Raw genomic sequence first — 15901 nt, 5'->3', positions numbered from 1 at the left:
TCTCACGAGAAAGCAGAAGGACATCGCAGTGACCACACTCACCGAGACCGCGGAGACCATCGTCGTCGGGGGCGACGCCGACTGGTGGCGCCAGGCGGCGGTCTACCAGATCTACCCGCGCTCGTTCGCCGACGGCACAGGCGACGGCATCGGCGACCTGCAGGGCATCGTGTCGCGCATCCCGTACCTGCAGCGCCTCGGCGTCGACGCGGTGTGGCTCAGCCCGTTCTACCCCTCGGCGCTCGCCGACGGCGGGTACGACGTCGACGACTACCGCGACGTCGACCCGCGGATCGGAACCCTGGAGGAGTTCGACGGGATGGTCGCGGCGCTGCACGCAGCGGGCATCCGCCTCATCGTGGATCTCGTGCCGAACCACACGTCCGACCGGCACGAGTGGTTCCGGGAGGCGCTGGCGTCGCCGAAGGGCTCGGCGGCGCGGGCTCGGTACATCTTCCGCGACGGTCGCGGCGAGCACGGCGAGCTGCCGCCCGCAGACTGGACGTCGATCTTCGGAGGGCCCGCGTGGGAGCCGGTCGGCGACGGGCAGTGGTACTTCCACTTCTTCGCGAGGGAGCAGCCCGACCTCGACTGGACGAACCCCGAGGTGCGCGCCGACTTCCTCACGACGCTGCGGTTCTGGTCGGATCGCGGGGTCGACGGGTTCCGGGTGGATGTCGCGCACGGCCTCGCGAAGGACCTCGCGGAGGACGCCGAGGAGCTTCCGACGCAGGCGGAGCTCGACGCCATGCCGAAGGACGGCAGCCATCCGCTGTGGGATCGCGACGACGTGCACGACATCTACGCGGAGTGGCGGGCCGTATTCGAGGAGTACACGCCGGCGCGGACGGCGGTCGCGGAGGCGTGGGTGGACACCCCTCGCCGGCCCCGTTATGCGAGCGCCGAAGGGCTCGGGCAGGCGTTCAACTTCGATCTGCTGCAGGCCGACTTCGATGCGGGAGCGTTCCGCCGCATCATCACGGAGAACCTGGAGCTGTCGGCGGCATCGGGATCGTCGACGACATGGGTGCTGTCGAACCACGACGTCGTGCGGCACGCGACGCGATACGGGCTCGCGCTCGACCGCGATGCGGATGCGGGCGCGATGATGGACGTGCCGAGCAAGGGATGGCTCCTGGCGGGCGCGCCGGAGAGCGAGCTGGATCGCGATCTCGGGCTGCGTCGCGCGCGGGCGGCGAGCCTGCTCGAACTGGCCCTGCCGGGGTCGGCGTACCTGTACCAGGGCGAGGAGCTCGGTCTGCACGAGGTGGGCGACATCGCCGACGAGGCGCGGCAGGATCCGTCGTTCTTCCGGAACAAGGGCGTCGAGGTCGGGCGCGACGGATGCCGCGTGCCGCTCCCCTGGACGGCGGACGGGCCGTCGTTCGGATTCGGCGACGGCGCGGCGCACCTGCCGCAGCCGGCCTGGTTCGGAGCCGTATCGGTGGAGGCGCAGGACGGCGATCCGGCCTCGACGCTGACGATGTACCGCGAGGCGCTGCGGCTGCGGCGCCGGCATCAGACGGCCGAGTCGCTCGTGTGGGACGACGCCCTCTCGGCGGGGCACGTGCTCGCGTTCGAGCGCCCCGGCGGCTGGGTGAGCGTCACGAACTTCGGCGACGCCGCGGTGCCGCTGCCCGAAGGCGAGGTGCTGCTCGCGAGCGGCCCGCTCGAGGGCGGCATGCTCCCCGGCGCGACGACGGTCTGGCTGCAGCGGGCCTGACGGGTGGTTGACCGGGCGCGCTGCTGCAGGGGCACCCTGCGGCGGCCAGCGCCCGGCTGGCAGCGCACAGTCGCCGAGACGACCCCTCGTCGTCGAAACCCATGCTGGGAACACCAGTCTCGACGACGAGAGCTCGCCTCGACGCGAGGGGCGGAGGTCAGACCCTCCGGAACCAGACCGTCGCGAGCGGCGGCAGCGTGACCTCGGCGTGGGCGGGCCATCCCTTGTGCTCGCCCACGACCGCCGTCACGCCGCCGAGGTTGCCCACGCCCGACCCTCCGTACGCCTGCGCGTCGGTGTTGAGGCACTCCTCCCACTCCCCTGCCCCGGGGAACGCGAGCCGGTAGCCGTGGTGCGGCATGGCGGCGAAGTTCGTCACCGACACGAGTTCGTCTCCACCCGACCTCCGCACGAAGCCGAACACGTTGCCGGCCGCGTCGTCGACCTCGACCCACGCGAACGAGCCGGGGTCGGCATCCGAGCGCCAGATCGCGGGGCTCTCGACGTACCGCGCGTTGAGGTCGCGCACGGTGTCGCGCATGCCCTGGTGCTCAGGGTGGTCGAGCAGCCACCAGTCGAGCTCCCGCGACTCGGCCCACTCGGCCTCCTGGCCGAACTCCGAGCCCATGAAGATCATTTGCTTGCCGGGATGCGCCCACATGAACCCGTAGTACGCGCGCAGGTTCGCGAGCTGCTGCCACCGGTCGCCCGGCATCTTGCGCAGCAGCGACCCCTTGCCGTGCACGACCTCGTCGTGCGACAGCGGCAGGATGTAGTTCTCGCTCCATGCGTAGACGAGCGAGAACGACATCTCGCCGTGGTGGTACGAGCGGTGCACGGGGTCGTGCTCCATGTACTGCAGGCTGTCGTGCATCCAGCCCATGTTCCACTTGAAGCCGAAGCCGAGGCCGCCCGCGCTCGTGGGCTGCGTCACGCCGGGCCACGCCGTCGACTCCTCCGCGATCATCGCGATGCCGGGAGCCCGCCGGTACGCCGTCGCGTTGAGCTCCTGCAGCAGGGCGACGGCCTCGAGGTTCTCGCGCCCGCCGTGGATGTTCGGGGTCCACTCCCCTGCTTCGCGCGAGTAGTCGAGGTAGAGCATCGACGCGACGCCGTCGACGCGCAAGCCGTCGGCGTGGAACTCCTCCAGCCAGTACAGGGCGTTCGCGACGAGGAAGTTGCGGACCTCGCGCCGACCGAAGTCGAAGATGTGCGAGCCCCAGTCCTTGTGCCAGCCGCGCTGCGGGTTGGGGTCCTCGTACAGCGGGGCGCCGTCGAACTGCACGAGCGCCCACGGGTCGGTGGCGAAGTGGCCGGGCACCCAGTCGAGGATGATGCCGATGCCGGCCTGATGCAGCCGGTCGATGAGCAGGCGCAGCCCGTCGGGGTCGCCGAAGCGGCTGTCGGGCGCGTAGTAGCCCGTGACGTGGTATCCCCACGACCCGCCGAAGGGATGCTGCATGACGGGCATGAGCTCGACGTGCGTGAAGCCGAGGTCGGCGAGGTACGGCACGAGCTCGTCGGCGATCTGGGCGTAGGAGCGGTCGCGGCGCCACGACGCGAGGTGCATCTCGTACACCGAGATGGGTGCGTCGATCTGCCCGCGCGACGCGCGCTGCGCCATCCACTCGTCGTCGCCCCACGTGTAGGTCGACTCGTACACGCGCGACGCCGACTGCGGGGGCTTCTCCGCCCACTGCGCAAGCGGGTCGGCCTTCTCGCGCCAGTGCCCGTCGGCGCCGAGGATGACGTACTTGTACGCGGCGCCGCTCTCGACGCCCGGCACGAACAGCTCCCAGACCCCTGAGGTGCCGAGCTGGCGCATGGGATGGGCGCGGCCGTCCCAGTCGTTGAAGTCGCCTTCGAGGCGCACGGCGCGCGCACGCGGCGCCCACACGGCGAACGACGTGCCGACGACCGGCTCGTCGCCGTCGTACCGGCGCACGTGCGCGCCGAGTACCTGCCACAGCTGCTCGTGGCGGCCCTCGTTGATGAGATGGATGTCCATCTCGCCGACCGTCGGCAGGAAGCGGTACGGGTCGTCGACGCGGATGGCCGCGCCCCCGTCATAGGCGACCTCGAGCCGGTAGTCCGGAACCTCGGCGACGGGCAGCGCACCCGCCCACACGCCCTCGTGCTCGTGCGCGAGGGCGAGCTCGCCCCATCCGCCCGGGCTCTTGCGCGTCGCCGACGGGAGCCGGTAGCGCACCGTGACCGATGCCGCGAGCGGCTTCAGGACGCGCACGGTGACGCCGCCGTCGTGCGGGTGCGCGCCCAGCACGGCATGCGGGTCGCCGTGCCCTCCGTGCGCGATCTGCGCGAGGATGCCGTGGTCGACGGGGAGGATCTCGGGCATCATGCGCTCCTGACGGTGAGGATGTGGGCGACCTGATGCCCGGGGTCGAGACGCACGTAGTCGTGGCGTCCCCACGTCCATTCCTCGCCCGTGAGCTCGTCGCGCACGGCGAACGACTCGGGCAGGCCCGCCGCCTCGAGGTCGAGGTGCACGGTCGTCTCGCGCGTCGCGTGCGGGTCGAGGTTGATGACGACGATGACGGTGTCGCCCGCGCCGTCGCCCTTCGAGAACACGAGCGTGTGGTCGTCGTCGGCGCCGTGGACGACGAGGTCGCGCAGCTGCTGCAGCGCCGGGTGGGCACGGCGGATGGCGTTGAGACGCGCGACATAGGGCGCGAGCGTGCGCCCTTCGGCCGCTGCGCCGTCCCAGTCGCGGATGCGGATCTGGTACTTCTCGCTGTCGAGGTACTCCTCGCTTCCCGGCTTCACCGCGACGTGCTCGTAGAGCTCGTACCCGGCGTACATGCCCCACGACGGCGACGACATCGCCGCGAGGGTCGCGCGGATGCGGAACGCGGCCGGCCCGCCGTACTGCAGGAACGCGTGCAGGATGTCGGGGGTGTTGACGAAGAAGTTCGGCCGCATGAGGTGGTCGCTCGTGGTCGACACCTCGCGCAGGTAGTCCTCGATCTCGCCCTTCGCGGTGCGCCACGTGAAGTACGTGTACGACTGGTGGAAGCCGACGGCGCCGAGCGCGTGCATCATCGCCGGGCGCGTGAACGCCTCCGACAGGAACAGCACGTCGGGGTCGGTGGCGCGGATGTCGCCCAGCACGCGCTCCCAGAACGCGACGGTCTTCGTGTGCGGGTTGTCGACGCGGAAGATGCGCACGCCGTGGCTCATCCAGAGCCGGATGACGCGCTCGACCTCGGCGACGACGCCCTCGAAGTCGTTGTCGAAGTTGACGGGGTAGATGTCCTGGTACTTCTTGGGCGGGTTCTCGGCGTACGCGATGGAGCCGTCGGCGCGCGTCGTGAAGAACTCGGGATGCTCGGTCACCCACGGATGGTCGGGAGCCGCCTGCAGGGCGAGGTCGAGCGCGATCTCGATTCCGAGCTTCGCGGCCTTCTTCACGAAGGCGTCGAAGTCGGCGAACGTGCCGAGGTCGGGGTGGATGGCATCGTGCCCGCCGTGCGCAGAGCCGATCGCCCACGGCGATCCCGGGTCGCCGGGAGCCGGGGTGAGCGTGTTGTTCGGGCCCTTGCGGTTCACCTCGCCGATCGGGTGGATGGGCGGCAGGTAGAGCACGTCGAAGCCCATGTCGGCGACGCGCTGCAGGCTCTTCGCCGCGGTGGCGAAGGTCCCGCTGCGCACGGCGCCCGTGCGCGCGTCGAGCTTCGCGCCCTCGGAGCGCGGGAAGAACTCGTACCAGCTGCCGTAGAGGGCGCGGCGGCGGTCGGCGAACAGCGGGAAGGGCCCGGCGACCGTGAGGAGGTCGCGGAGCGGATGCGCGAGGAAGAGCGCGACCACCTCGTCGCTCGCGAGCTGCGCCATCCGCGCCTCGGCGGGGCGCGAGGCGTCGGTCGCGGCGTCGATGGCGCCGTCGAGCACCGCGAGCTCCGCCGCCGTGAGGGCCGAGGAGTCGATGCGCTCGAGCAGCAGGCGACCCTCCAGGAACATGAGGTCGACGTCGACGCCGGCGGCGATCTTCACGCTCGCCGCGTGCTCCCACGTCGCGAGGGGGTCGGACCACGACTGCACCTCGAACGTCCAGGCGCCCTCCACGTCGGGCGTCACGCGCGCCTCGTAGCGGTCGGTGCCCTTCGCGATCTCGGCCATCCGCACGGGCGGTCGGCGCACGCCGTCGGGCCCGGTCAGGACGACCTCCGCCCCGAGCCGGTCGTGCCCCTCGCGGAACACCGTCGCGCGCACGGGAAGCGACTCTCCCACCGTGGCTTTGGCGGGCAGCTGGCCGCCCTCGACGAGCGGATGGACGTCGATGACGGGGATGCGGCCGACCATGGGACCAACCTAGCGATGCGCGGCGCGCGGCGCTCACCCGATCTGCGCGTGTGTCGATGACGCCACGGTGACGTTCTCATGACGCGGATGGCCGGTGCGGCCGCTCGTCTCCCCCCCCCCGTTCCCCTCCGCGCAACGCGCGTGCACTACGTTGAGCGCATGCGCGCCATCCGACGCTTCACGGTCCGTCCCGTCCTCCCCGAGCCGATCGCCGCGCTGGGCGTGCTGGCAGGCAACCTGCGCTGGTCGTGGCATCCCGCCACGCAGGACGTCTTCGCCGAGGTGTCGCCGGAGGCCTGGGCCGCGACGCACGACCCCGTGCACGTGCTCGGCTCGGCGTCGCGCGAGCGGCTCGACACCCTCGCCGCCGACGACGGCTTCCGGCAGCGGCTCGGCGATGCCGCAGCGAGTCTCGACCGCTACCTGGCCGACGACCGCTGGTACCAGCGGCAGCAGCACGACGGCCCGCGCGCGATCGCGTACTTCTCCCCCGAGTTCGGCATCACGGCCGTCCTCCCGCAGTACTCCGGCGGGCTCGGCATCCTCGCCGGCGACCACCTCAAGGCCGCGAGCGACCTCGGCGCTCCGATCGTGGGCGTGGGCCTGCTCTACCGCCACGGCTACTTCGCCCAGTCCCTCTCGCGCGAGGGCTGGCAGCAGGAGGGCTACCCGCTGCTCGACCCCGACGAGCTGCCGATCACGGCGCTGCGCGAGGCGGATGGCTCGCTCGCGACCATCTCGATCGGCCAGCCCGGCGACCGCGACCTCGTCGCTCGCATCTGGGTGGCCCGCGTGGGCCGCGTGCCCCTCCTCATGCTCGACACCGACGTCGAGGGCGCCCCTGATCACCACGTCGCCGTCACCGACCGGCTCTACGGCGGCAACAGCGAGCACCGCCTGCGCCAGGAGCTGCTGCTCGGCGTCGGCGGCGTCCGCGCGCTGCGAGCGTGGAGCCGCATCACGGGCGCGGCCTCACCCGAGGTCTACCACACGAACGAGGGTCACGCGGGGTTCCAGGGTATCGAGCGCATCCGCGAGCTCACGGCGTCCGGCCTCACCTTCGACGCCGCGCTCGAGGTGTGCCGCGCCTCCACGGTCTTCACGACGCACACGCCCGTGCCCGCCGGCATCGACCGCTTCCCGCGGTCGCTCATCGAGCAGTACTTCGCGGAGGGCGCCGCGGCCCCGGGGGTGCCGCTCGACCGCGTGCTCGCATTCGGCGCGGAGAGCTATGCGGGCGGAGATCCCGGGGTCTTCAACATGGCCGTGCTCGGGTTCCGCCTCGCGCAGCGCGCCAACGGCGTCTCGCAGCTGCACGGCCATGTGAGCCGCGAGATGTTCCACGGACTGTGGCCGGCGTTCGACGAGGCGGAGGTGCCGATCACGTCGATCACGAACGGCGTGCACGCCCCCACCTGGGTCGCCCGCGAGTTCCAGGAGCTCGTGGCCGAGCTGGGGGCCGACGCCGACGGCGACCCCGCGGCGTTCCAGGCGGCCATCGAGGCGGCGCCCTTCGGACGCGTATGGGAGCTCAAGCGCGGCCTCCGCGAACGGCTCGTCGACGACGCCCGCGCACGGCTGCGCGCATCATGGCGGGGGCGCGGGGCGGCGGATGCCGAGCTCGGCTGGATCGACGACGCCCTGGATCCCGACGTGCTCACGATCGGCTTCGCGCGGCGTGTGCCGTCGTACAAGCGCCTGACGCTCATGCTGCGGGACCCCGAGCGCCTGAAGCGGCTGCTGCTCGACGCCGAGCGCCCCGTGCAGCTCGTCATCGCGGGCAAGGCGCATCCGGCCGACGACGGCGGCAAGAAGCTCATCCAGGATCTCGTGCGCTTCGCCGACGACCCCGAGGTGCGGCACCGGATCGTCTTCCTGCCCAACTACGACATCGCCATGGCGCTGCCCCTCTACCCCGGCTGCGACGTGTGGCTCAACAACCCGCTGCGCCCCTACGAGGCGTGCGGCACGAGCGGCATGAAGGCCGCGCTGAACGGCGGCCTCAACCTCTCCATCCTCGACGGATGGTGGGACGAGTGGTTCGACGGCGACAACGGCTGGGCCATCCCCTCGGCCGACGGCGTCGGCGACGCCGACAAGCGCGACGACCTCGAAGCGACCGCGCTGTACGACCTCATCGAGCGCGAGATCGCGCCGCGCTTCTACGACGCCGGCGCCGACGGCCTGCCCGTGCGCTGGCTCGAGATGATGCGCCACACCTTCGTCTCGCTCGCCCCGAAGGTGCTCGCGACGCGCATGGTGCGCGACTACGTGCGCCTCCTCTACGCGCCCGCTGCGGCGAGCGCGCGGGGTCTCGACGCCACGGCGGCGACGGACCTGGCCGCATGGAAGGCCCGCATCGCGGCCGGATGGCCCGGCGTGCGCGTCGAGCACGTCGAGTCGGATGGCGCCGGCGACGCCGCCGAGGTCGGCGCCGTGCTGTCGGTGCGCGCGTTCGTGGCGCTCGGCGCGGTGTCTCCGGACGACGTGGCGGTGCAGCTCGTGTCGGGCAGGGCCGTCGGCGACGACGAGATCGCCGACCCGCAGCTCGCCCCGCTCGACGTCGTCGAGACGTACGAGGGCGGGCGGTACTGCTTCGCCGGGAGCATCCCCCTCGACCGATCCGGCGCGTTCGGCTACACGGTGCGGGTCGTCCCCGCCGGCGCCCATCTCGCCTCCGTCGCCGAGCTGGGGCTCGTCGCGACGACGTAGGGGTTGTCGGGGCGGTCGAGCATGGCCGCCGCCTCGTAGCGTGTGACACGCGCAGCCGGCGACGGCCCCGCCGCCGTCAGCCCGCGTCGGGCTCGTCGGACTGCATGACGACGACCGTGCGCGGGGCCATGACGAGCGGCGCCTCCACCGACACCCGGGTGCCGACCGAGACGGCCGGATCGGTCGAGAGCGCGACCTCCCCCGCCTCGATCCAGTCGTTCTCGGGGAAGGTGATCGTCACCTCGGTCTCACCCGCGTTGAACCAGAACAGGAACGAGCGGTCCACGAGCTGCTCCCCGCGCTTGCCCGGCGCGCGGAGGGGGCCGCCCGACACGAACATCCCGATCGTCTTGAGCCCGCCGTCCGACCAGTCGGAATCGCGCATGCGGCGCCCATCGGGGTGCAGCCAGACGAGGTCGGCCGGGCCGCCCTTGATGGTCGGCGCCCCCTCGAACCAGTGGCGCTGTCGGAGCGCAGGATGCTCGCGGCGCAGCTTCAGGGCCGCCTTGGTGAACTCGTACACGTCGAGCCACGCGTCGTCGCCGCGCCAGTCCATCCACGAGATCTCGTTGTCCTGGCAATAGGCGTTGTTGTTGCCGCCCTGCGTGCGGCCGCGCTCGTCGCCCGCCGTGATCATGGGCACGCCGTTCGACAGGCACAGCGTCACCATGAGGTTGGCCGCCTGCCGTCGTCGCAGCGCCACGATGTCGGCGTCGTCGGTCTCGCCCTCGACGCCGTGGTTCCACGAGCGGTTGTTGTCGGTGCCGTCGCGGTTGTCCTCGCCGTTGGCCTCGTTGTGCTTGCCGTCGTAGCTCACGAGGTCGCGCACCGTGAAGCCGTCGTGCGCCGTGATGAAGTTGACGGAGTTGTAGGCCGAACGACCGTCGTCGGCGTAGAGGTCGCTCGACCCGGCGAGGCGCGTGGCGACATCCTTGATCGCGCCCTGCCCGCGCCAGAAGTCGCGGATCGTGTCGCGGTACTTGTCGTTCCACTCCACCCACGGCGGAGGCATCTTGCCGACCAGGTAGCCGTCCATGGAGACATCCCACGGCTCGGCGATGAGCTTCACGTGGCGCAGGATGGGATCCTGGTCGACCGCGATGAGGAACGCGCACGCGAAGTCGATGTCGTAGCCCGTGCGCGTGAGGGCCGACGTGAGGTCGAACCGGAATCCGTCGACGTGCATCTCGGTCACCCAGTACCGCAGCGAGTCGAGGATGAGCCGCAGGGCGAGCGGGTCCCACGTGTTGACGGTGTTGCCACAGCCCGTGACATCCCAGTAGGTGTCGTCGTAGCCGCCGGCCTCGGGGATGAGCCGCTTGTAGAAGCCGCGGTCGTCGAACCCGCGGAACGAGAGCGTGGGGCCATCCGGACCCGCCTCGGCGGTGTGGTTGTAGACGACGTCGAGGATGACCTCGATGCCGGCCTCGTGCAGCGCCTTGACCATCCGCTTGAACTCGTGGACCTGCCCGCCGCGGTCTCCCGACGACGAGTACGCCGCGTCGGGAGCGAAGTAGCAGAGGGTGTTGTAGCCCCAGTAGTTCACGAGACCGCGCTCGAGGAGCGCCGGCTCGGAGAAGAACTGCTGGACCGGCAGCAGCTCGACGGCCGTCACCCCCAGGTCGTGCAGGTACTGCACGACGGCGGGGTCGGCGAGGCCCGCATAGGTGCCGCGGATGCTCTCGGGGATGCGGTCGTGGAGCTTCGTGAATCCCTTCACATGCAGCTCGTAGATGACCGTGTCGCGCCACCGGCGCTTCATGGGCTCGTCGCCCTCCCAGTCGAAGCGCGTGTCGACGACGACGCTGCGGCCCGTGTAGGCCGCGGAGTCGGTGTCGTCGCGCACCGACGGGTCGTCTTCGCGGACGCCGTAGATCGGCTGCTCCGCGATGATCGTGCCGCTCGTGGCGAGCGCGTACGGGTCGAGCAGGAGCTTCTGCGGATTGTGGCGGTGCCCCTGCGCCGGGTCCCACGGACCCTCGACGCGGTATCCGTACCGCTGGCCGGGGAGGATGACGGGCACGGCGCCGTGCCAGATGCCCTGCGAGTGCTCGGTGAGCGGATGGCGCGTCTCGCGCCCCGCATCGTCGAACAGGCACAGCCAGACGCCCGTCGCATTGGGCGCGTACACGGCGAAGTTCGTCGACTCCTCGCTCCACGTCGCGCCGAGCGGCCAGTTGCGACCGGGCCAGATCTCGGTCTTCTCCCCCAGCAGGGTCCACATCTCCGGGCTCACACGGTCATTTTCCACGACGTGATGACGCGGAACCTCCATTGCGCGTGTCAGGGATGTGAACGCGGGTCAGTCGCGGGGTCGCGCCGAGCATGCCGCAGGAGATCGTCCGACCCAGCGCGCGGCAGGCCGCGCCACGACGCGGGATGGCGCGACGTGCGCGACCGGATCTCCTGCGGTGTGTTCGCCGACGGCGGGGCGAGGGAGCCGCGGGTCAGGCCAGTGCGGCGTCGATCTCGGCGCGCGTGGGCATGGCGGGGGCGGCACCGGGGCGGGTGACGGCGATCGCGGCCGCCGCCGTGGCCGCGCGCACAGCGGCGTCGAGCTCCGCGCCGTCGACGATCCACGCGACGAGCACGCCCACGAAGGTGTCGCCCGCGCCCGTCGTGTCGACGGCCTCGACGCGACGCGCCTCGACGCGCGAGACGATCTCGCCGCCCTGGGCGATGAGCGAGCCGCGGGCGCCGAGCGTCACGATCACGGTGCCCGCGGTCGCGCTCAGCACGCGGGCCGCGGCCTCGACGTCGGTCTCGCCCGACAGGGCGAGCGCCTCGCTCTCGTTCGGCACGAGGACGTCGGCGAGCGGCAGCAGGAGGGCCGCCGCCGGGTCGACAGGCGCAGGCGTGAGCATCGTGCGCACGCCGGCCGCGCGGGCCGCCGACAGCGCCTTCTCGACGAGCGGGAGCGGGCGCTCGAGCTGCACGACGAGGGCCGAGGCCTCCGCGATCGCCGCGGCGTCGCCCTCCGCCAGCGTGCTCTCGCCGTTCGCGCCGGCGACGATGACGATGCTGTTCTCCCCGCCGTCGAGCACGCTGACCTGGGCGATTCCCGTCGGCTCGTCGGAGGTGGCGAGCCGGTCGGTCGCGACGCCCTCCGCCTCGAGGAACCCGCGCAGCTCGCGCCCGAACCCGTCATCGCCGACCGCGCCGAGGAACACGACATCCGCCCCGGCGCGGCGCGCGGCCACGGCCTGGTTGAGCCCCTTGCCGCCGGCGCCCGTCGCGAATCCGGTGCCCGCCATCGTCTCGCCCGGTTCGGGGAGGCGCGGCTGCCGCGTCACGAGGTCCATGTTGGCGCTGCCGAGCACGACGATCTGACTCACCCGACCACGCTACCGTGCCGGGAATCGGACCGGCGGGGCGGGTGATGCCGCACGAGCACGACACGCGCACACCCGCCCCCGCCATCCGACAGGCGGCCCGCCGGATGGCCCGCGCTCGGAGCGGCGCGAGGCCATCCGAAGCACGGGCCGCCCGATCCCGGCTCAGCCTGCGAGCACGCCGGCCTCGAGTCGCGCGTACGACGCCTCCATGCCGTCGGCCATGCCGGTGGCGAGGATCATGTCGCGGGTCTCCTGATCGGGGTACTCGATGAGGAGGGTGATGAGCGTCGCGCCGTCCTCCTCGTAGAGGTTCAGGTCGTTGAGCGTCGCGGGGCCGTCCGTGCCCTGCATCCGCTCGGTCGAGACGGCGCGGCGCGGCGCGTCGACGAGGATGGCCTCGCCCTCGAACCCGAACGCCTCGCCGGGGGTGTCGCCGACGGGAGCCCATGACGTGCGGTGCGCGTCGCCCGGGGCGAGGGCGACGACGCACTCCGTCATCTCCCATCCGTCGGGGCCGAGCAGCCACTGCCGCATGAGCTCGGGCTCGTGGTGGGCGCGCCACACGAGATCGCGCGATCCCTCGACCAGCCGCGTGATGCGCACGTGGGTGTCGTCGAGGAGCTCGACCCGCGTGCCCTTGCCCTGCGCGTAGTCGCGGAGGTCCTGGAGGACGGCGTCGATCTGGGCCATGGCCATCCGCGTGCCCTCGATGGCGCCCATCTGGATGACCTGCTCGAGCGACTCGAGGGAGTCGAAGTAGCTCGTGTTGACCATGCGCGTGCCGTCGGCGGTCTCCTCGAACACGAAGGTCATGCGCATGGCGGGGAATCCCTCGAGCGGCTTGCCCTCGTCGTCGACGAAGCTGTCGATCACCGCGAAGCCGCGCGGCGCGTCGATCTCGAGGAACTCCCACGAGCCCGACGAGCGCTCGCCGCGCGGGCCGGCCATCGTGTACTGCGCCCTGCCGCCGACCGTGTGGTCGAATGCCGTGAAGGTGGCCGGCCATCCGGGAGGGCCCCAGAACCGCTCCAGCTGACGCGGATCGGCGTAGGCGTTCCAGACGCGCTCGATGGGCGCCGCGAAGTCGGCGACGACGGTCATGGTGAGGTTCTCGGCGTCCGTGAGGACATCGGTGACGGGCATGTCAGTCTCCTGATCCGGTGGGGTCGTTCGGGATGGCCGGTTCGGCCAAGAGGTCGTCGAGGCGCGCGATGCGCGCGCGCCACAGCTGCTCGTATCGGCCCAGGAGGGCCCTGGCGCGCGCGATCATCTCGGGGTTCGCGCGGACGAGCCGCTCGCGCCCCTCCGCGCGCTTGAGGATGAGCCGCGCCTCTTCGAGGACGGCCACGTGCTTCTGGACAGCGGCGAACGACATGTCGTACTCGCCCGCCAGTGCGGAGACGGACTGCTCGCGCTCGATCGTCCGGCGCAGGATGTCACGCCGGGTCGCCGTCGCCAGTGCGTGGAACACACGGTCGATCTCCGTCTCGCTCAACTCCGTTTGTACAACCATTTGGTTGTACGTTAGAGCGCGGGACGGCGGGTGTCAAGAGGGCATGGCGCCCGTCCGCTAGAGCGGGTCGGCCTCGCCCAGCAGTCGATCAAGGCCGACGACCAGCGGTCCGATGTACTTCACGACGACCGCCCACACCGTCTCGTAGTCGATGTCGCCGTACTCGTGCGCAATCACGTTGCGCATGCCGATGATCTTGTGGAGGTCCGGGATCCGCCCCGCCGTCTCGAGATCGACGCGCCGAAGGCGGACCAGCGCCTCACCGAGGATCTCGAGCTGCCGCTCGACTGCCGACCGCAGGAGCAGCTCGGCGAAGAACTGGTCCTTCGTCACACCATCCGTGAACGTGTGCACGGCTTTTGCGGCCTCGCTCGCATCCCAGAGGATGCTTGGCGCTCTCAAGCCGCATAGACGTCCTGTGCGCTCTCGAACGCGGATTTCTTGAAGTACGGATTCCGCACCGCATCTGCCACGACGAGGTCGACGTCGCGTCCCGCGATCTCGGCCAGCGCGTCCTTCAGCCCGAGATAATCGTCCAGGCGATCCTCGCGGTTCGGATGGAAGTCGACCAGGAAGTCCACATCGCTGCGTTCCTCGTCGAACCGATCCGTCAGCACCGAGCCGAACACGCGAAGCCGGCGCACGCCGAAACGCTCGCTGACGCGAGCGATCGCCTCGGGGTCGAACGGCACGGCGGTGACCATGCCGTCAGCCTCCCAGATCAGTCGTCTCCCGGCGATACGGGGGGTGCATTCACCCGACAGCCACGTCCTCCCCCGCACCCCGCCTCAGTCGGCGGGCCTCCACAGCACGACGTCGGTCTGGCGGCGCACGCGCGTTCCGGAGCGCAGCGTGATCACGGCGCCCGTCGCGCTCGTCGCGAAGACGCGGGCACCGGGGCGCTGATCGCGCTCGGCACGCAGCTCCCCCTCGAGCTCGCGCACGCGGCCGCGCAGCTGCTGCACCTCGTCCTCCATTCGGAGGATGCGCTCGATGACGGCGAGGCGCACGCCCTCCGCGGAGAGGCGCGCGACCTCGCGCAGCTGCTCGATGTCGCGCAGCGAGTACCGCCGCGACCCGCCGCGCGTGCGGCCCGGCACGACGAGACCCGTGCGGTCGTACTGCCTCAGCGTCTGCGGGTGCATGGCGGCGAGCTCGGCCGCCGCGGCGATGGGGAAGATCGGCGCATCGGGGTCGATGTCGGCCGGATCGCTCGGGATCGGCATGGGGCTCACCTCCTGTCGGCGTCTCGCGCGGGTGCGGCTACTGCCGCGCCTTCGCCATCATCTCAGCCCGCGGGTTCTCCCGCGGCTCTGCCTCGCGGTACGCCTCGAGCGCTGCACGAGCCGCGTCGTCGAGGTGCGACGGCACCGCCACCTGCACCTCGGCGAGCAGATCGCCCGTGCCCTTCTGCGACGTGATGCCGCGGCCCTTGACGCGCAGCACGCGCCCCGACGGCGTGCCGGGGGCGACCCGCAGCTTGACGGAGTCGCCGCCGAGGGTCGGGACCTCGATCGTCGCGCCGAACACGGCCTCCGTGAACGTCACGGGCACCGTCAGGCGGATGTTGAGGCCGTCGCGCGTGAAGACGGGATGCGGACGCACCGCCACCTCCACGACGATGTCGCCGTTCTCCCCGCCGTCGGGCGACGGGCGTCCCCGCCCGCGGAGCCGGATCTTCTGGCCATCCGAGACCCCGGCGGGGATCTTGACCTTGAACGGCTTGCCGTCCTCGCCCTGCAGCGAGATGGTCTCGCCCTGCGCGGCGGTCGTGAAGTCGATCGCCGTGCGCGCACGCACATCCGACCCCTTCTGCGGCCCGCCGAACCCGCGGAACCCGCCGGTCGGCTGACCGAACCGGCCGGAGCCGAAGCCCCCGCCGCCGCCCGCGGCGCCGCCGAACATCGAGAAGATGTCGTCGAAGTCGCCCGCTGTGCCGCCGCGCTGCTGCGAGAACCGGCTGAAGACGTCGTCGAATCCGCCGCCCGTGCCTCCCGCCGTGAAGCGCGCACCCGAGCCCATGGCCCGCAGCTCGTCGTACTCCTTGCGCTGCTCCGCGTCGGAGAGCACCGAGTATGCCTCGCTGATCTCCTTGAACTTCGCCTCGGCGGCGGCATCACCCGGGTTCGAGTCGGGGTGGTACTTCCGGGCGAGCTTGCGGTAGGTCTTCTTGAGGTCGGCGTCGCTCACGGCCTTGTCGACGCCGAGGACGGCGTAGAAGTCCTTGTCGAACCAGTCCTGACTGGCCATCTGCACCTTCTTCTCGTGCGGGTTGTCTCGGGGAGGCGGTCGGCCCCGCCG

12 protein-coding genes are annotated in these 15901 nt (G+C 71.4%); 2 read left to right on the top strand and 10 right to left on the bottom strand.

The genetic code is table 11. From position 1 onward, the window contains the following. The first annotated feature begins 28 nt into the window (after window positions 1–28). Window positions 29–1723 carry a glycoside hydrolase family 13 protein gene (locus tag ACWGPF_RS13550; protein ID WP_452333295.1) on the top strand — a complete coding sequence of 565 codons (1695 nt, stop codon included), beginning with the start codon at window positions 29–31 and terminating at the stop codon, window positions 1721–1723. A gap of 157 nt (window positions 1724–1880) precedes the next feature. On the opposite strand, the gene glgB is transcribed toward ACWGPF_RS13550, so the two are convergent. Then, window positions 1881–4079 (bottom strand): 1,4-alpha-glucan branching protein GlgB, encoded by a 2199-nt coding sequence (glgB, locus tag ACWGPF_RS13545; RefSeq protein WP_452333294.1) that lies wholly within the window; start codon window positions 4077–4079, stop codon window positions 1881–1883. Next, entirely contained in the window at window positions 4079–6040 is a 1962-nt protein-coding gene (locus ACWGPF_RS13540) for a maltotransferase domain-containing protein (RefSeq protein WP_452333293.1), read from the bottom strand. The genes glgB and ACWGPF_RS13540 overlap by 1 nt, the downstream gene beginning before the upstream one ends. A 159-nt stretch (window positions 6041–6199) precedes the next feature. Between ACWGPF_RS13540 and glgP the strand changes: the two genes are divergently transcribed. Next, window positions 6200–8752 (top strand): alpha-glucan family phosphorylase, encoded by a 2553-nt coding sequence (gene glgP, locus ACWGPF_RS13535; protein WP_452333292.1) that lies wholly within the window; start codon window positions 6200–6202, stop codon window positions 8750–8752. A 76-nt stretch (window positions 8753–8828) separates the two neighbouring features. Here the strand turns inward: glgP and glgX are convergent, their stop codons facing one another. The 8 genes from glgX to ACWGPF_RS13495 all read right to left on the bottom strand — a co-directional run bounded on the left by glgX (window position 8829) and on the right by ACWGPF_RS13495 (window position 15850). Further along, window positions 8829–10988, bottom strand: coding sequence for a glycogen debranching protein GlgX (gene glgX, locus ACWGPF_RS13530; RefSeq protein ID WP_452333291.1), 2160 nt, complete (start codon window positions 10986–10988; stop codon window positions 8829–8831). Window positions 10989–11199: 211 nt separating this feature from the next. Continuing rightward, window positions 11200–12087 (bottom strand): ribokinase, encoded by an 888-nt coding sequence (locus tag ACWGPF_RS13525; protein ID WP_452333290.1) that lies wholly within the window; start codon window positions 12085–12087, stop codon window positions 11200–11202. A 162-nt stretch (window positions 12088–12249) separates the two neighbouring features. Further along, the gene (locus ACWGPF_RS13520; protein WP_452333289.1) at window positions 12250–13230 is read right to left on the bottom strand and encodes an SRPBCC family protein; all 981 of its coding nucleotides are present in this window, start codon (window positions 13228–13230) and stop codon (window positions 12250–12252) included. A 1-nt stretch (window position 13231) separates the two neighbouring features. Beyond that, entirely contained in the window at window positions 13232–13600 is a 369-nt protein-coding gene (locus tag ACWGPF_RS13515; RefSeq protein ID WP_452333288.1) for an ArsR/SmtB family transcription factor, read from the bottom strand. A 57-nt stretch (window positions 13601–13657) separates the two neighbouring features. Then, window positions 13658–14002, bottom strand: coding sequence for a HepT-like ribonuclease domain-containing protein (locus tag ACWGPF_RS13510; RefSeq protein WP_452333287.1), 345 nt, complete (start codon window positions 14000–14002; stop codon window positions 13658–13660). Then, a complete protein-coding gene (locus ACWGPF_RS13505; protein WP_452333286.1) occupies window positions 13999–14304 on the bottom strand; it encodes a nucleotidyltransferase family protein in 306 nt (101 codons plus the stop codon). The genes ACWGPF_RS13510 and ACWGPF_RS13505 overlap by 4 nt, the downstream gene beginning before the upstream one ends. 84 nt (window positions 14305–14388) lie before the next feature. Continuing rightward, window positions 14389–14826, bottom strand: coding sequence for a heat shock protein transcriptional repressor HspR (locus ACWGPF_RS13500; RefSeq protein ID WP_452333285.1), 438 nt, complete (start codon window positions 14824–14826; stop codon window positions 14389–14391). Window positions 14827–14863: 37 nt separating this feature from the next. Further along, window positions 14864–15850, bottom strand: a complete 987-nt coding sequence (locus ACWGPF_RS13495; RefSeq protein ID WP_452333318.1) for a DnaJ C-terminal domain-containing protein — start codon at window positions 15848–15850, stop codon at window positions 14864–14866. Window positions 15851–15901: the final 51 nt, after the last annotated feature.

It is taken from the genome of Microbacterium sp. NPDC055683, from assembly GCF_053617895.1.
Note: the sequence above shows the minus strand (reverse complement) of the source record. Positions and strands in the feature narration are given on the sequence as shown.